The sequence below is a fragment of the Acinetobacter sp. RUH 2624 genome (genome assembly GCF_000162375.2).
Taxonomy (GTDB): Bacteria; Pseudomonadota; Gammaproteobacteria; order Pseudomonadales; family Moraxellaceae; genus Acinetobacter; species Acinetobacter nosocomialis.
Genome location: NZ_KI391939.1, coordinates 2,732,587 through 2,749,177, shown reverse-complemented (window position 1 = coordinate 2,749,177; position 16,591 = coordinate 2,732,587). Strand labels below are relative to the sequence as shown.

Genomic DNA, 16,591 nt, shown 5'->3' with positions numbered 1-16,591 from the left:
TTTTTCCTTAAATATTTATCTTATTGATTAATAATTACAATTCCATCCATTTCTACTAATGCGCCCTTAGGTAGACTTGCTACCCCAAGTGCTGCACGAGCTGGGTATGGCTGAGCAAAATATTCGCCCATAATTTGGTTTACAAGCTGGAAATTAGATAAATCAGTAAGGAAGATGTTGAGCTTTGCAATATCTGCAAGTGAGCCACCCGCAGCTTCACATACTGCTTTGAGATTATCGAATACACGGCGGATTTGAGCTTCAATACCGTCTACAAGTTCCATACTGTAAGGGTCTAAACCAATTTGCCCTGATAGATAGAGTGTGTTACCTACTAAAATAGCTTGAGAATATGTGCCGATAGCAGCAGGGGCATTTTCAGTATGAATGACTTGGCGGGACATTTGGTTCTCCTTGATTAAATCTTTTTCCATCATAATCGATGATAGGTTTTGACAAAAGTATCATCGATTTAATTAATTAGGTGCTTATGGAAAGTTAGATTTTAGTAAAGTAGAACAATTTTTAGCTGACTTTAGAAACTTCTGCTTGTGGAGCAGGGGCATCCAAACGCTCAATACGTGGGAATCCATAGTGCATTCGTAAATCACGAATGACTTTCGCAATATGTTTACGATTGTTGACTACAATATTGACGAAAGTACGTTGCTCATTGGAATGCACCATTTCCACCCCCGCATTATTTTTACGGCATTGATAGATGAGATCTGATACCTGTTCATCATTCATTGCCATATAAATCGCAAGATAGGCTGTAAATCGTACATCATCTACATCATCTGCTTTCCATTGAAGTGGCATAATATTTTCTGGGTGTAGATGTTGTTCATGAAGTAAATTATGACAACGAATACGATGCACAATTAGACCACGACGTGTTAAATGACCTTGAATTAAATCGCCTAAAATTGGGTTACAGCAGTGAGCATATTTAACATCGATGCCTTCAGTACCTTGAATTAATCGGTCCGAATTTTCTACTTGTGGATGTTTATCATTTGCAAACAAGTGGTTGGCTACAAGTTGAGGAAGTAAATCTCCAACTGCAATTTGCTCAAATAATGCATTTTTATTGTCAATATGACGCCATTGTAAGAGGTCTAGCCAATCTGCATCTGAAAGGTCGTTGATTGAACGATTAAAGAGTTTCAAAGCGCGTGAAAGTGCTTGGGCACCTACTAAGCGTTGTTCTTCAATATCTTGATCTTTGAGCACGTGTTGTAAAGCACGACGAGCTTTCTGAGTATTAATAAAGCTAAGCCAATCTGGATTTGGAGTTGCTAAAACGTCAGTAATAATCTCAATAACTTGTCCACTGACTAGGGGTGTTGAAAGTGGCTTAATTTCACCATCAACTTTCGCACCTACCGCATGGTTACCCAAGAAAAGACTAGCTGAATAGGCAAAATCAACTACTGTTGCACCTTGTGGTAATTCATGTAATTGACCATGTGGGGTATAGACCCAAATTTTTTCTTGATGTAGATAATCAAGTAAATCGTTAAAAGTTGTCTTAGCGCATTCACTATCAATGAGTGTATTTAAATTTTGCATTGATGCCTGAATGGCAGAGCGACAAGTTTGTGGAGCATTTTCACCTAATACCACACCAAAACGGGCAGCTTTACGCATCAATTCAGTTTGGATGGTGAGTGATAGCGTAGTTTTTTCGCCTTTGAGCTTGATCAGTAAAGACTGATTCCCGCCAGGTAGTGGACGGCGGATATGATCTTGATATTGGATGACTTGGAAATTTTCTTTTAATGCTGCCACTAAGCGGTCGCAGTCAGCAATAGACTGTAAAACGATTTCAAAAGCATGACTATGAGTCAGCTCTTGTAAATCCATTTCGTTTTTAACGAAATGGCGTAATAACTCAATATTATTATTTTTCTTTTTAATGCGACCTTGAATGTGATAGTTGTGCAGAAGCTCTGCAAGATTTTGTTCCCAAATACTTTGATATTTACATCGTTCGGGTTTGGTTTGAAGTAAAGCATTTTGAACGTTATCAAACATATCTAAATCAAGATTTTGATAACATAAATTTTCAAGATTATCAGCCATCTCATTCATGCCGACTAATCTTGCCATAGGTACAAAAATATCAAAAGTTTCTTGCGCGATACGAGCACGTTTATCGGGACGCAGAGCACCCAATGTGGTCATATTATGATAGCGATCAGCTAATTTAATAATAATAACGCGTGGATCTTGTAAGGTTGCTTGCAGAATTTTTCTGAAAGATGCGGCTTTATTATATTCTTTATCGCTTGACTGGCTTAGCTTAGTTACGCCATCAACGAGTTCTGCAACTGTTTGCCCGAAGCGCTCAATAATATCATCTTTGGTATATTGAGTATCTTCAATGACGTCATGTAAGAGCGCTGCCATTAAAGTTTCCGGATCTAAACGCATATTAGCTAAGATACAGCTGACAGCAATAGGATGCAGAATATAGGGTTCACCACTTTTACGGGTAATACCAGTGTGTGCCAGATCTCCAAAATCACAGGCAGCAAGCACTTTCTCGACTTCACTTACTGATAAGTAAGGTTCGATAATTAATTTGAGCTGTTGCTTGGCTTGGCTGACCTCTTCGCCTGGCATAGACCACCCTTTTTCTGTTACTTAAAAAACTAAATCTATCTACTTCTTAATGAAAAGCATATTGCGGAACTTGTCAATTTTTTCGTTTGAAAAAGTGTATTTTTTTTTCAATGAAAATAATTGCTTTTGCCAATATGTTTTTAAATATAAAGAAGCCAAATAAAAAACCATCGCAAAGAAACGATGGTTTTTTATAGAAACAGGAGTAATTAGAAAGAAAAACCTTCTAAATTTAAACTGTTTGTAGAAAGGGCAAGATCAAGACTAGAAGTTTGATAATCTTGCTCACGTTGTTTAAGAATTTCTTTCGTTACATGACCTACAGCGATTTCACGTAAAGCAACAACTGTTGGTTTGTCGTTATCCCATTCTACAGTTGGCTCCATGCCTTGACGTGCCAATTGACGAGCACGTTTACTTGCAACGAGCACAAGCTCAAAACGGTTGTCTACATGATCTAAACAATCTTCAACGGTGACGCGTGCCATAAAAGTTCTCGTTTTGGAATGGTAAATTTGAACAGACTAAATAGTATAAAAGGCTTTCGTTCTAGACTCAAGTTATTCCTGTTTTGGTTGAGGAGTAATCAAGTCCTGAATTAATGCTTGGTGTCTATTTGCTTGTTGAGATAACACTAAGCGGTTTGCAGTAATTACTGCTTCAAGCTCATGAAGTGCTTTATTAAAGTCATCATTAATAATAATGTAATCAAAATTTACATAGTGCTGCATGTCTTCCACAGCACAGCTTAAGCGATGTTCGATAACTTCCACAGAGTCTGTGCCACGGTTAGATAACCGTTGACGTAAATCGAATTGAGTAGGTGGTAAAATAAAGATCTGTTTAGATTCAGGAAAGAGTTTACGTACTTGCTCAGCACCTTGCCAGTCAATTTCAAGCAAGACATCATGCCCTTGAGCTAATTGTTGTTTAACAGTTGCTTGAGAAGTGCCGTAGTAGTTACCAAATACTTCAGCGTATTCAATAAATCCACCTTGATTTACTTGGTCTAAAAAGACATCTTTTGTTGTGAAATGATAGTGAACACCATCTAACTCACCTGGTCGTTGACCTCGGGTAGTATGCGAAACTGAAACATGTAAATTGCTCACACGGTCAAGTAGGGCTTTCACCAAAGATGTTTTGCCCGTTCCTGATGCAGCAGAAACGACAAACAATAGACCCGACATGATATTTTTCCTGATATGATAAAATATCTTCGCTATTGTAGTGTACCGTGCGTTTAAACTGAATAGTTTTAACTGCAAATATTTACGAGAACTTCCCCTGTTTTATTAATTTTGAGGCTGTTATGGAAATTGTGTTAGCTAATCCGCGTGGTTTTTGTGCCGGTGTTGATCGAGCCATAGCAATCGTCAATCGGGCTTTGGAATGTTTTAATCCACCTATTTATGTGCGTCATGAAGTTGTACACAATAAATTTGTGGTAGACGACTTACGTCAAAGAGGGGCTGTTTTCGTTGATGAGCTGGATCAAGTGCCAGATGATTCTATTGTAATTTTCAGTGCGCACGGAGTTTCAAAAGCGGTTCAGCAAGAAGCAGAGCGTCGAGGTCTCAAAGTTTTTGATGCGACTTGTCCGCTTGTTACGAAAGTGCATATTGAAGTGACTAAATATGCCCGTGAAGGTACAGAAGCGATTTTAATTGGTCATGAAGGGCACCCAGAAGTTGAAGGAACAATGGGGCAATATGACAAATTAAAAGGCGGTGATATTTATTTGGTCGAAGATGAAGCCGATGTAGCAGCGCTTGAAGTCAGACATCCAGAAAAATTAGCTTTTGTTACACAAACGACTTTATCTATTGATGATACTGCGAAAGTCATTGATGCTTTGCGTGCGAAGTTCCCTAAAATTCAAGGGCCACGCAAAGATGATATTTGTTATGCAACTCAAAATAGACAAGATGCCGTACGTGATTTAGCTGAAAAATGCGATGTCGTATTGGTTGTTGGATCACCTAATTCATCAAATTCGAATCGTTTACGAGAGCTTGCTGAACGTATGGGGAAAGCTGCTTATCTAGTAGATAACGCTGATCAGCTTGAACAATCATGGTTCAATGATACTTGTAAAATTGGCGTTACAGCAGGCGCTTCTGCTCCAGAAATTTTAATTAAACAAGTGATTCAACGTTTACAGGATTGGGGAGCCCAAGCACCTAAAGAGTTAGAAGGGCGTGAAGAAAATATTACTTTTAGTCTTCCTAAAGAGTTACGTATTCATGTGACTCAAGCATAAAATGTGACTTGTTTAACATACTGATTTTAAAAAATTTAAACAGATAATTGTCAAATGACAGTTATCTGTTTTTTTATACCCTTTATCTGGTTTGTATTCGTTTTGTAAAAGTAAAACGTAAAATTTATATAGAAATAAAAAGTTTTAAATTTATTTGGGGTTATGGGGATGAGGGGAATTACTCCGCAAGAAGGGTTCACCTTAGTGGAACTCATCGTAACAATTGCAGTCATGGCTATTATTGCAATGATGGCTGCGCCGTCTTTTACTCAACTCATGGCTAAGCAAAAATTAAATGCAAATACGAGAGAACTGATATCAGCATTATCTCAAGGGCGTAGCCAAGCTGTTTTATTAAGAACAAATGTTACTGTACATTTGGTCGCTGGAACGAATACAAATATAGATTTTTATTGGGAACCTACTTCTGGAAATCAAGTAACTGCACCTACATCTATAAGTAGTATTACCTTTGGTCAAGATGGGTCATTAATTTCAGGTATATCAGCCAATACAGATTTTGTGATTTGTAATTCAATCGCTAAAACTCAAAAATCTTTTGCATTAACCCGGATGGGAACGCTCTATTTAAAAAGTGATGGAACTTGCTCATGAATAAATATAACCAGATGGGCATAGGAATGATGGAAGTATTAATTGCTTTACTGATTCTTGCTATAGGGGTTTTAGGATTTACTGCATTACAGTTAAAAGCCGTTGATGCCACAGATGAGGCTATGAATAAAATTCAAGCTATGAATCTTGCAAGGGATTTAGCTGAACGTATTCGTGTAAATAGGGGAGCATTTAGTACCTATAACGATAATTTAAATGCAATAACACAAAGCACAACAGCGACTACAGCATGTATTCAAATCACAGATACCACACCATGCACTACGTCTGTTCAAATGGCAAATTATGATACTGCACAGGTTGTGAGTCAGGCAAATGATCTAGGAATGACGATCCGTTTACCTGACTGTCAGGTAAGTGGTACCCAAAGCCGTAAGTGTGTTTATGTCGCATGGGGGAAAACAAAAGCAATAAATAGCTCTACTGATCCAGCAGCTTGTACAAATGGTGGTGCATATTTACCCCAAGCAAAATGTGTCATCATGGAGTTATATTGAGATGAACAAAATATATATTCAGCAGGGGTTCACACTTATTGAACTCATGATCACAATTGTTTTAGGGCTATTAATTACAGCTGCCGCAATTCAGTTATTTCTTACGGGGCAAATTTCTTTAAATACTCAACGAGCGATGGCTGATCTACAGGAAAGTGGAAACTTCGGGTTACGTTATATCTCGAATGATATTCGAAAAACCAATTATGGGAATAATAATATTATAAATGATCGACTGGCTAATGGTGGAGTTGTAATAACAACAAGGCAGAATGCCCGCTTTCCAGCAGGAACAGGATCAACTTATACGGCAGATACGATTCCAACGAATATTCCAGACAAAGTGCCTTCAACAGTAGCTGTGCCAGTCACAGATTTTGCTACCAAGGCAAGTAATGTACAAGTTTCGGCAGTATCACCCGCCACAGGAAAGGTAGATCAAGGTAGTGATCAATTAGTTGTTCAATTTTTTGCAGAGCAGGCTGGTGTCGATTGTGAAGGCAATAATTATTCGGCAAATAGATACATTATAGAGCGTTTCTTTTTAAGGTCAGATTCAAATGCCATAACAAATGAACCTAATGCTGCATTAGCACTTGCATGTGAAGCAGGTTCATATACATCGGATGATACCACGATTTTAAAAAATCCTTCAACATCTAAGACCGTATTTGGCACTACAGATGGGGAAATCTTGGTGAGACGTGTAGATCATTTGCACTTCCTTTTAGGAGTTTCAGATGATACCAATACAGCAAATTTTCGGTATATCTCGATTGGACAATATCTTGCTTTGAATGCAATCCCACGTCCACGAATCACTTCCATTCAGGTTGGTATACTTGTACGTTCAAATGAAAGCATTCGTGAGAATGGTTTAGTTTCAAATAATCAAACTTATAAAGTGCTTGATCAAAATGTATCGATCAAAGTACCGACGGGAAATCCTCCCAAATATTTGCGTACAGTTATTACACAAACTATTGCCTTGCGTAATGGCCTGTTTTCTCAAGATACGGCGGTAATGTGATGAAAGTACAAAATGGTTCAACATTAATTGTTGTTTTAATTTTACTGCTAGTGATTACAGTCATTGGAACATTGGCTGTTCGTCAAAGTTTAACAAGTTTACATATTGCAACAACTAGTCAAGCCCAGCAGTTACTCATGCAGTCATCTGATTCTGTACTTTATCGATTAGGTGCTGGGGGGTTCGCTAGTACGAGTGGTAACCCAACAAGTTTACTTGGATATGCTTTGCAAAATCAGGGAAAGGAAGTGGTATTCTGTTTTAGAAGTCAAACTTCTCCAGCATCTTCTTTTAATGTCTCTAATACCAGCATTTTGCAATGGAATGAAGATAATACAGATATTACAGCAAATGGCGTATCAGGTTTCTGTAATTTAACAGCGGCTAATGACTATGCAAGTAGCCGAAAAGCACAAATGACGCAAGTTGCTATGATTGTAAACCCACCATTAAATACACCTGCACAACCTTTACAAATTGTCACTTTAGGGAGTGATCTTGAAAGTCTAGGTAAATTGGATAATGAGCAAACCAAAAGAATCCGGGTATATGTAACGTCTATTTTACCCAACTTGTCCGATGTTTCTCAGGCTGATATTACAAATTGTCTAAAACGTCCGAATAGTCAACCTTTATCCGGATCAAAGTCAACGGTATCAAGTTGTTTACAAAATTTGAATGTTCCATTTAATACACAATTTCAAGATTTTGTACTGAGTACTTATCAACGTCAGAGTTAGGCTTAATTTGAACTATTGGGGAATAGATGAAATGAAGAAATTAAATACAAAAAAAACAGCAGATTTAAAATATAAAGTGTTGGTTACAGCTTTATCTACAATAACAACATTTACTATGACAACGTCAATAGTTCATGCCAGTGATGTACAGATTTATCAAAATCCATCTGCAACGAATTATCCTATTATTATATTGGCGATTGATAATTCGCCAAGTATGTCTGCTCAAGATGTTAAATATAATGGTGCTATTACAAGTCGTATTAATGCATTAAAAAGCTCTCTAAAAGATGCTTTAAACGCTAAAAATGTAGATGGAAGCTATAAGATTCCAGATAAGACGTATATTGGTTTAGCTGTGTTTGCAGATACAAGCAGATCTAAAATTTTATCTGAAGCAAAGCGTTTAGATATGATGGTTGATACTTCAAAGACATACCGACAATATTTAGTAGATACACTAATTGATTCTATTTCTACAACTGGAACTAGTACACCAACCGTTACACTACTTGCGGAAGCGTACGCTTACTTATTAGGGAGTCGAACAGACAGTCCAGAGAACGTTAGTACGATGTCCGGATATAGTGAAAAAAATATACAAGGTATGGATCTAGCATCTCCTAATATTATAGATAGTTCTACCAAACAATATAAAGCACCTATTGAAAAACTATCTACGGAATCAGATAAACAGTGTTCTACTCAGGGTGTTTTCTTTTTGACTGACGGTGCCCCAACTAGGATTGCTCCACCACAAAGTGCTTCATTACTTAAAAATGTGATTTCAAATGCTAATATACCAGACAGCAGTGGGACTTCAACTTTAACAGCAAGTACAATTACAGGTGTAGATTCAGATGTTTCTGCTGTATATTACAATTATGACAATGCATTTAATAAAAATATAGGGAATGGTGAATTTTATGAAATGAGATTAAGTTCAGCGCTAAATTCCTCTCAGATTTCAACAAATTATACGATTGCTGAGAAATATCAGGATAGAAGTAGTTGGCCTTATATTGCAAATTTAGTTAGAGCTATAGCAAATGCACCAAAAACATCTAAGAAAAGAATTTATCTTTCTACAGTAGGGTATAGCCCTATGTTGACGGGTTCTGATGGTGAGGTTTGTACTGGTGTAAGCGGTTCTGAAGTAAGTTGTGTTATTCCTCTATCGATTCAACTTGCAGATAGCTCAAAAACACAATATTTCAAAAGATATGCAAATACTTTAAATGCAAATGCATTAAAAACATTGGGTGATAAGGTTGGTGAAGGCGATACGTATGGCACAGATAAGCCAATAGGTGGATATACTTATGCTGACTCGGGGGAGAAAGTACAAAATGCTTTATTAAGATTTGTAGGGGCAATTGGACAAGGGTCCTTCAATGCTGCGAGTTTTGGTACCTATGTTGTACCTGCTGATCCAATGGCGACTAGTGCCTCATATTCTTATGTTTTTGCTCCACAGTTTCAACCTAAAGTGAGTAGTACAAATGGGGTTACCCAATCTACTCAGCAATTATGGTTAGGAAATCTTAAAAAATATACAATAAGCTCATCAGGTAGTTTAGTTGATGTAAATAATAGTACGGTATTAAAAAATACAGGTGGTATTAATACTTTAACTCAAGATTTTTGGAATGCTGAAAATATAAATGATGGAGCTGATGCTCTCAAAGGAGGGGTATGGTCACAGCTATCAATTCCAAAAACATCTTTAGGCGCGTTGAATACAGCAACCAATGCTTCTGATATTCAAACTAGACCACTCTATATTAATGCGACTATTTCTAATGCGTTAGCAGATGCGGATAAAAATAAAGTTGTAGCCGCAAATAGCTTAACTAAATTGAGTACAGAGAATGTCTTAAATGCTAGCTATATTGATAGTTCAGCTGGTTCGGGAGTGACAGCATGGCGACAGAATGTATATCAACCTTATTTGCTTTCGGCATTAGGTTATAAGCTTACAAAAACTGATTTAGAGACCAAAACAGCAGGTTATCAATGGGATACAGTTGATAAAGTAAAAAATTTAAACATTATGCGGCAGATGGGAGGGGTGTTACATTCAGATCCATTATTAGTGACATTGGAAGCAAAATATGATTCAACAACAGGTGCGATTTCAAGTAATACTCAAAGCACAGTAAATCGTAAAGATTATATTGTCATGGGGTCAATGCAAGGTCTATTACATGTAATAGACCAAACTACGGGTAAAGAGGCAATGACTTTCCTTCCCAATGAGATTCTTCAAGACACTAATCGACGAGATGCTTTACTTGATGTAAGTAATGCCACAACATCTACGACGAACCCTTTTTATGGTATAGATGCTCCTTGGGCTTCTTGGGTTGAATATAAAGTTGATGCAACGAATAATAAATTTATAGCTAATACTGCCAATATTTATGGTGGTATGCGTATGGGTGGAAAAAGCTATTATGGCTTAAATATTAAAGATCCCTCAGATCCAAAATTTTTGTTTCAGATCGACCCTGTAAACGGAAAAATTAATAGTAGCGACAGTAAAGTGTCTGCTACGGGGGACCAAATAACTGCACTTCAGGCTATGGGGCAGAGTTGGTCCAAGCCAACACTTGCAAAAATTCGTTTCAATAATCAAGTCAAAAACGTCATGATTGTAGGCGGGGGCTATGATCCAGCCTATGAGAGGGATGGTTATCAGCCGACTTCAACCACTGTAAATGCTGGCGCTGGTATTTATATTTTTGATGCGACTACAGGTGCTTTATTGTGGGATGCCCGATATGGCAGTAGTAATGATACAAACACTGTTGATGTAAAGGATGCTAATTTAAAATATAGTGTAGTTAGCCAAATCAAAGCGTTTGATCGAGATGCCGATGGCCTGGTTGATAATTTATATTTTGGTGATTTAGGTGGACAAATTTTTCGTGTTGATTTGAATAATAATTATGGAACATCAACAACAAATTTTGGTCGAGTAAATCGACTCGCGAACTTTTCAACCCTTAATCAGCGTTTCTATGAAATGCCGACGTTAAGTATTCATGATCGTAACGGTAGTCGTTTTGGTGTGATCGGAATTGCATCAGGTAATCGAAGTTTTCCATTGAACAAAGCCAATAGCTACGATAATCGAATCTATGCCTTATATGATTATGATATTGCTGCGTCGAATTTATACAATTCAACATTTTCTAAAACCAGTAATTTAACAGAGACAGATTTATATAATTGGAATGAAATAGCGAGCACTAATGTAGCTAACTTAATGAATAATACTAAAAAGGGTTGGTACTATGTTCTGCGTGAAACAAATGGAACAGTCCAAACTGAAAATACAGGTACGGTAAAAGCACTTAACGGATATCTTGTGGTTGCAAACACTGCTCAATTCTCAGATTTTTACGTATCTTTATATAACCCGAATCATAATTCAACCCAACAGCCAAATGCGTGTACAGGTGGTATTACAGGTTCAAGTGTAATACGTCGTTTATGTTTGCCTTATGGCGTTTGCGGTGATGCTTCCGATAAGAATAATTTTGATGCAAACAAAATAGTAAAGAATGTAGGTAATGCTTCTGATGGTATTAGTAAAATTAATGCTGGAGGATTTTCAAATGGTGTAAATAATTTGATTACATTGTTACCTGATGTTGGGCGGAATTATAAAACTACAAAAATATTTCAAAGTACAAATTGGTACGAGCGACAATAAGGGGGCTCTATGGAAAAAAATATGGGATTTACCCTAATTGAGTTAATGATTGTAATCATGGTTGTCGCTGTTTTTGCGGCAATTGCGATTCCATCTTATCAGGCCCAAATTCGCCGTACAGATACGGCAGCTGTCCAGCAAGAATTATTGAAACTTGCTGGACAGCTAGAGAGATATAAAAGTCAGAATTTTTCCTACCATGGGTTCGATCCTAAATATTTATATGGTCAAACCTTAGAAATGAGTAGTCTGGATTTTCCAAGCACGACAAATAAAAAGTATACGATTACACTAACCGATATTAGTGGAACAAACCCTAATACTTTATTGGCTACTAGTTCTGGACTAGGCCAAAGATGGGCGATTAAAGCAATACCAGAAAAGGTGGGATATGATGCTCTGCTAATTACTAGTACAGGGATCAAATGTAAATCTAAGTATTTGGTGGCAAATGATCTAACTAATATCAACAATTATACAGGTTGTGCTACAAATGCTGAAAAATGGTAGTTACTTAGGGTTTACATTAGTTGAGTTGATGATTGTGGTGGCGATCATTGCAATTTTGGCAGCAATTGCTTATCCGACTTATAGTCAATATAAAATCCGTACTAATCGTACTGATGTACAAGCTGAGATGTTACGTATTAATCAACGATTGCAAAGTTATAAAGTCGTTAATCATAGCTTTAATAATGCTACTTTAGATAATGGTACAACATCGCAAAATTATCCTTTAACAGGAACTGCATTTTACACTGTAACTTTAGCTGTTGATGCTGATAATCAGGGTTATTTACTCAAAGCTACTCCACTTCTTACCTCTATACAAAATGGAAATGGTGAGGTTTGCTTAAATCAGGATCAACAGCGCTATTGGTCTAAAGGTGTAACCTGCTCATCAATTAGCTTGTCAAATACATCAAACTGGGATGGACGCTAATTTAAATTCAAAACTGCGGATAACTCAAAATTTAATCTTTCTTTCAGGGTGAAAATCACGTAGAATGTCGCCCTCTATGAAAGGGGTTTGAAGTGTTGCCGATGGTCGGCGCAGGGATAATCCGTAAGAATTATAAGGCTTTTATCATGGTTGTTATTCGTTTAGCACGTGGCGGCGCAAAAAAACGTCCATTCTATCAAATCGTTGTGACTGATAGCCGCAATGCACGTGATGGTCGTTTCATCGAGCGTATCGGTTTCTTTAACCCAACTGCACAAGGTCAAGCAGAAAAACTTCGTTTAGACGCAGACCGTTTTGCTCACTGGGTTTCTCAAGGTGCTCAACCTTCTGAACGTGTTGCTTCTTTGGCTGCTCAAGCTAAAAAAGCTACTGCATAATTATTGTAGTAGGTAGCCCATGACACCAACACAGAATGTTCCCGAAGATCGTATTCAGATTGGACAGTTACGTTCAGCTTATGGATTAAATGGGTGGCTCTGGGTGTATTCCAATACGGAACCCATGAGCAATATGTTTGACTACTTGCCTTGGTACATTGAGACCAAGGCTGGTTGGCAAACAGTTGATGTAAAACGTTGGAAACCACATGGCAAAGGCTTAGTTGTCTCTTTAAAAGGTGTGAGTGATCGCACTGGAGCAGAGAGCTTGGTTGGCGCTAATATCTGGATTGCTAAATCTCAATTGCCAAAAGCAGATGTAGATGAGTACTACTGGTCAGATTTGAAAGGCTTAACGGTGTTAGGACTTGATGATGAAGAACAGGAAGTAAACCTAGGGCAAATTCATGAGTTGTTTGAAACTGGAGCTAATGATGTGATGGTTGTACGTGCTACACCAGACAGCATTGATTCAGAAGAGCGCATGATTCCTTGGCATAAAGACGTGGTACAACGCGTTGATCTTGAAGCTGGTCGCATTTACGTCAATTGGGGCGTAGATTACTAATCCTTTTAGGGGATTAACGCAGCAGGAAAATAGAGGAGTCTGCGGTGTTTTTTGCAGTCATTACGCTTTTTCCTGAAATGTTTGAAGCGATTACAGTGTACGGGATTAGCGGACGCGCAGCAAAGCGTGACATTGTGCAAGTCACTTGTATTAATCCACGTGATTTTGCTGAAGGGAGTTACCGGAGAGTGGATGAACGTCCATTTGGTGGTGGTCCTGGTATGGTAATGATGGCCGAGCCTCTAGCAAAAGCAATTAACCATGCCAAACAACTTGCTTCGCAAGCAGGATGTGTTCATGTGCCTGTGGTGTATATGTCTCCACAAGGCAAAACTTTAAATGAACAGGCAGTACAGCAGTTTGTTGATTATGACGGCTTGATTGTATTGTGTGGACGTTATGAAGGCGTCGATGAACGTTTGATCCAGCATTATGTTGATCAGGAATGGTCAATTGGAGATTATGTTTTATCTGGCGGTGAACTACCTGCCATGGTGTTGCTTGATAGTATTATTCGCCGTTTGCCGAATGTAATGTCAGATGAGCAATCAGCGATACAGGATTCTTTTGTAGATGGTCTTTTAGATTGTCCGCAATATACTAAGCCAGACCATTTTGAAGGTTTGGATGTCCCTGAAATTTTAAAATCAGGACATCATGCCAACATTGAAAAGTGGCGTTTTTTGCAGCGATATCAACGGACTTTAGAACGCCGACCAGAGTTGGTAGAAAAAGTAGAGTTGACTAAACAGCAAAAAAAATGGCTAAAAGATATACATGAGAATGGCGGTAATTCTTAATTGCTATTCTCAAGAACGAAAGTTCTAACACAAGACGAGAAGCAATGCTTCGAGTTAAACCATAAGTCTATTTAAATTTATAGATTTATGTGTAATTAAGGCTCTTTACGATTTTCGTAAAGGGAAAGTTAAACGGGTTGATATGCGTTTTTAGCCTCTATCCCCAGCGGAAAATCAGACCTCTTCTGACTCCGCACATATTGGAGATTCCCACAATGAGTGGTAAACATCCTTTAGTTCAAGCTGTTGAAAATGCACAGTTAAAAACTGACCTTCCTGAATTTGCTCCTGGTGACACAGTAGTTGTTCAAGTTAAAGTAAAAGAAGGTGACCGTGAACGTCTTCAGGCATTTGAAGGTGTTGTTATCGCTAAGAAAAACCGTGGTTTGAACTCTGCGTTCACAGTACGTAAAATTTCTAGCGGTGTTGGTGTTGAGCGTGTATTCCAAACTCACTCACCAGTTGTTGCTAAAATCGAAGTGAAACGTCGTGGTGACGTTCGTCGTGCTAAACTTTACTACCTCCGTGACTTGTCTGGTAAAGCTGCACGTATTCGTGAAAAATTACCAGCTCGTAAAGCGTAAGCTTATACCGAGTAAAAAAATGCGCCTTTTGGCGCATTTTTTTATTTGGAATCATAATCCTTGTAGTTTTAAACGATTAGCATGTTGACGGTAAACCGAGACTGGGTCCGCTGCAAAAATAGAACGTATACCAAGCACTTGATTGACTTCATCTAAATGGTTCCAGTTATAGTCATCACGAATAGTCTTACCAAACTTGGCACTACATCTAGAAACTAGTCCATCGTTATCTCCCAGTGGGTCAACAACCAAACTACTTCCTGTTAATGCAATATCAAAAGGATCTAATGGATTTGTGAGTGCTTTATTGCCAGAGAATGAATACATATAGATTCCTTTCTCTTGATAAGCACCTTCACCACAAGATGTGGTAGGAACACCCATTGGAAATTGTGCATTAAACTGTGCCGAGCCTTGAGTTGAGAGGCTATGAGCGCCAGCTAAAGAGTCATGCGGATAACTAGTTGGATCTAGGCCTTCTGCCCAAGTAATCGCTGCTGAAAACCAGTTTACTAATGTTGCCAGTCCAGACAGAGGAGTACCCTCAACGTTCAGGATGACATCTGCCATTGGAGATCCTTTGTGAGGTGCTCCGATAGTAGTAAGTGAAGCAACTTTCTCTGGCATGATACCAGCGACATAGCGAACTGTTGGTCCCCCGTGACTATGTCCGATTAAGTTGACTTTAGGTTTTCCCGTAATAGCAATAATTTCTTCTACTTGTTGGGCAAGTTGTTCTCCGCGAACTTCGGTTGAGTTAAACGGTGAAACTCTTGTTGCCCAGACATTTCCTCCGTTACGCGCAAGGTCAGGAAGAATCTGATACCAATAATCAAGACCAAGCGTATCTGTCCCAACTCGGCTAAAACCGGCCATACCATGATTAAATACCAGTGGATATTTGGTTTGAGCATAATTCGAATAGACAAATGAGCTTTTTACTTGCTCTGCATTTGTGGCATGGGTTGCTGAAATACTCAGTCCTGAGAGTATTGCAGCACAGAAAAATATTAAGTTCCTTTTCATTTTTTACTCACTATTTTTATTTTGTATGAGCAGCAGCTGTTACTGCTGGATAAGGTTTGGCTCACTTTGAAATAGAAAAGCCTAATAGTTAAATGGTAGTTCACCTCCTTGGTCATGGACTTTTTCAAAAGTTTGAAGACGAAGTTGTTCCTGTGATGAGCTAAATTGTTGTTGGCGTAGTTGTTGAATTGCTTGATTTTTAGCACTATCACTCATATTGCTATTGAGAACTTCATCACGCTGTTTTAAGAAGCCTGTAACTCGCTGTTGCCAAGCATTACGCTGCGTATCTAAAGTTTCTAATCTTTGTGTTGCCTCAGCTCCTACAAGTGCTGTACGCATTTGACGCAGTTCCTCCGCTGAACCATTGCGAGCTTTAATTTGTTTGGTCAGCGTATGCAAATCATCAAGTTTTGATAGTTCTTGCAGATTTTGTTGCCAGTCTGCTGGTAGCTGTTCAAAGCGTTCTTTCAGCTTTTTAGCTTTTTCAATTTCACTTAAAGATGAATCTTCCAAAATTTTCATGCGATCTAATGTGTAGTTCTGATAGATATCTTCTGTTGAAAAGAGTCCTTCAATTTCAGATGCAGAGAAGAAACGTTTTCTAATATCTTGAATTGAACTAAAGATCTTTTGAAAATAATTTTGATCTTGTTGTTTAGATTGAGGTGGTTGAATTGATCCTAGACAGTATCGTGGACAACAAATCCCTCTAAATTCTTAAAATATTTCTTCTCAAAGGCTTCAGGGCTTA

Annotated in this window: 18 protein-coding genes and 2 pseudogenes; 12 read left to right on the top strand and 8 right to left on the bottom strand. The window is 38.1% G+C overall.

The window, feature by feature from the left end; genetic code table 11:
• Window positions 1-20: 20 nt before the first annotated feature.
• From HMPREF0014_RS19560 to gmk, 5 genes are all read right to left on the bottom strand, one after another.
• Entirely contained in the window at window positions 21-404 is a 384-nt protein-coding gene (locus HMPREF0014_RS19560) for a RidA family protein (protein WP_002051728.1), read from the bottom strand.
• A gap of 121 nt (window positions 405-525) precedes the next feature.
• The gene (locus HMPREF0014_RS19555; RefSeq protein WP_004711681.1) at window positions 526-2,631 is read right to left on the bottom strand and encodes an HD domain-containing protein; all 2,106 of its coding nucleotides are present in this window, start codon (window positions 2,629-2,631) and stop codon (window positions 526-528) included.
• A 39-nt stretch (window positions 2,632-2,670) separates the two neighbouring features.
• The gene (locus HMPREF0014_RS25985) at window positions 2,671-2,802 is read right to left on the bottom strand and encodes a hypothetical protein (protein ID WP_102990545.1); all 132 of its coding nucleotides are present in this window, start codon (window positions 2,800-2,802) and stop codon (window positions 2,671-2,673) included.
• A 38-nt stretch (window positions 2,803-2,840) separates the two neighbouring features.
• Window positions 2,841-3,119, bottom strand: a complete 279-nt coding sequence (rpoZ, locus tag HMPREF0014_RS19550) for a DNA-directed RNA polymerase subunit omega (protein ID WP_000135049.1) — start codon at window positions 3,117-3,119, stop codon at window positions 2,841-2,843.
• 72 nt (window positions 3,120-3,191) lie between these two features.
• Window positions 3,192-3,821 carry a guanylate kinase gene (gene gmk / locus HMPREF0014_RS19545; protein ID WP_002051739.1) on the bottom strand — a complete coding sequence of 210 codons (630 nt, stop codon included), beginning with the start codon at window positions 3,819-3,821 and terminating at the stop codon, window positions 3,192-3,194.
• 122 nt (window positions 3,822-3,943) lie between these two features.
• On the opposite strand from gmk, the gene ispH reads away from it, so the two are divergent.
• The gene (gene ispH, locus HMPREF0014_RS19540; protein ID WP_002051768.1) at window positions 3,944-4,894 is read left to right on the top strand and encodes a 4-hydroxy-3-methylbut-2-enyl diphosphate reductase; all 951 of its coding nucleotides are present in this window, start codon (window positions 3,944-3,946) and stop codon (window positions 4,892-4,894) included.
• Between the two features lie 12 nt (window positions 4,895-4,906).
• Here ispH and HMPREF0014_RS25980 read toward each other — a convergent pair.
• A pseudogene (locus tag HMPREF0014_RS25980) lies at window positions 4,907-5,157 on the bottom strand (hypothetical protein); the annotation flags it as partial.
• On the opposite strand from HMPREF0014_RS25980, the gene HMPREF0014_RS19535 reads away from it, so the two are divergent.
• The 11 genes from HMPREF0014_RS19535 (at window position 5,063) to rplS (ending at window position 14,811) form a co-directional block, all read left to right on the top strand.
• Window positions 5,063-5,509 (top strand): prepilin-type N-terminal cleavage/methylation domain-containing protein, encoded by a 447-nt coding sequence (locus HMPREF0014_RS19535; RefSeq protein ID WP_031944344.1) that lies wholly within the window; start codon window positions 5,063-5,065, stop codon window positions 5,507-5,509. The pseudogene HMPREF0014_RS25980 and the gene HMPREF0014_RS19535 overlap by 95 nt on opposite strands.
• On the top strand, window positions 5,506-6,027 hold the full coding sequence (pilV, locus tag HMPREF0014_RS19530; protein ID WP_020992310.1) for a type IV pilus modification protein PilV: 522 nt from the start codon (window positions 5,506-5,508) through the stop codon (window positions 6,025-6,027). The genes HMPREF0014_RS19535 and pilV overlap by 4 nt, the downstream gene beginning before the upstream one ends.
• 1 nt (window position 6,028) lies before the next feature.
• Window positions 6,029-7,057, top strand: coding sequence for a PilW family protein (locus tag HMPREF0014_RS19525; protein WP_006581074.1), 1,029 nt, complete (start codon window positions 6,029-6,031; stop codon window positions 7,055-7,057).
• Window positions 7,057-7,797 carry a hypothetical protein gene (locus HMPREF0014_RS19520; protein WP_020992309.1) on the top strand — a complete coding sequence of 247 codons (741 nt, stop codon included), beginning with the start codon at window positions 7,057-7,059 and terminating at the stop codon, window positions 7,795-7,797. The genes HMPREF0014_RS19525 and HMPREF0014_RS19520 overlap by 1 nt, the downstream gene beginning before the upstream one ends.
• Before the next feature lie 31 nt (window positions 7,798-7,828).
• Window positions 7,829-11,518: a PilC/PilY family type IV pilus protein gene (locus HMPREF0014_RS19515; RefSeq protein ID WP_020992308.1), complete on the top strand. Its 3,690-nt coding sequence runs from the start codon at window positions 7,829-7,831 to the stop codon at window positions 11,516-11,518.
• Between the two features lie 9 nt (window positions 11,519-11,527).
• The gene (locus HMPREF0014_RS19510) at window positions 11,528-12,028 is read left to right on the top strand and encodes a type IV pilin protein (protein ID WP_006581077.1); all 501 of its coding nucleotides are present in this window, start codon (window positions 11,528-11,530) and stop codon (window positions 12,026-12,028) included.
• Window positions 12,012-12,461, top strand: coding sequence for a type IV pilin protein (locus HMPREF0014_RS19505; protein WP_020992307.1), 450 nt, complete (start codon window positions 12,012-12,014; stop codon window positions 12,459-12,461). Before HMPREF0014_RS19510 ends, HMPREF0014_RS19505 begins: the two co-directional genes overlap by 17 nt.
• A gap of 146 nt (window positions 12,462-12,607) precedes the next feature.
• Window positions 12,608-12,859 carry a 30S ribosomal protein S16 gene (gene rpsP / locus HMPREF0014_RS19500; RefSeq protein WP_000260334.1) on the top strand — a complete coding sequence of 84 codons (252 nt, stop codon included), beginning with the start codon at window positions 12,608-12,610 and terminating at the stop codon, window positions 12,857-12,859.
• A gap of 19 nt (window positions 12,860-12,878) precedes the next feature.
• Entirely contained in the window at window positions 12,879-13,427 is a 549-nt protein-coding gene (gene rimM / locus HMPREF0014_RS19495) for a ribosome maturation factor RimM (protein WP_004711694.1), read from the top strand.
• Window positions 13,428-13,471: 44 nt separating this feature from the next.
• Entirely contained in the window at window positions 13,472-14,227 is a 756-nt protein-coding gene (gene trmD / locus HMPREF0014_RS19490; protein WP_006581079.1) for a tRNA (guanosine(37)-N1)-methyltransferase TrmD, read from the top strand.
• A gap of 215 nt (window positions 14,228-14,442) precedes the next feature.
• A complete protein-coding gene (gene rplS, locus HMPREF0014_RS19485; RefSeq protein WP_002051668.1) occupies window positions 14,443-14,811 on the top strand; it encodes a 50S ribosomal protein L19 in 369 nt (122 codons plus the stop codon).
• 51 nt (window positions 14,812-14,862) lie between these two features.
• Here rplS and HMPREF0014_RS19480 read toward each other — a convergent pair whose 3' ends face one another.
• Entirely contained in the window at window positions 14,863-15,804 is a 942-nt protein-coding gene (locus HMPREF0014_RS19480; RefSeq protein WP_079377864.1) for a triacylglycerol lipase, read from the bottom strand.
• 114 nt (window positions 15,805-15,918) lie between these two features.
• A pseudogene (locus HMPREF0014_RS19475) lies at window positions 15,919-16,515 on the bottom strand (lipase secretion chaperone); the annotation flags it as partial.
• Between the last annotated feature and the right edge of the window lie 76 nt (window positions 16,516-16,591).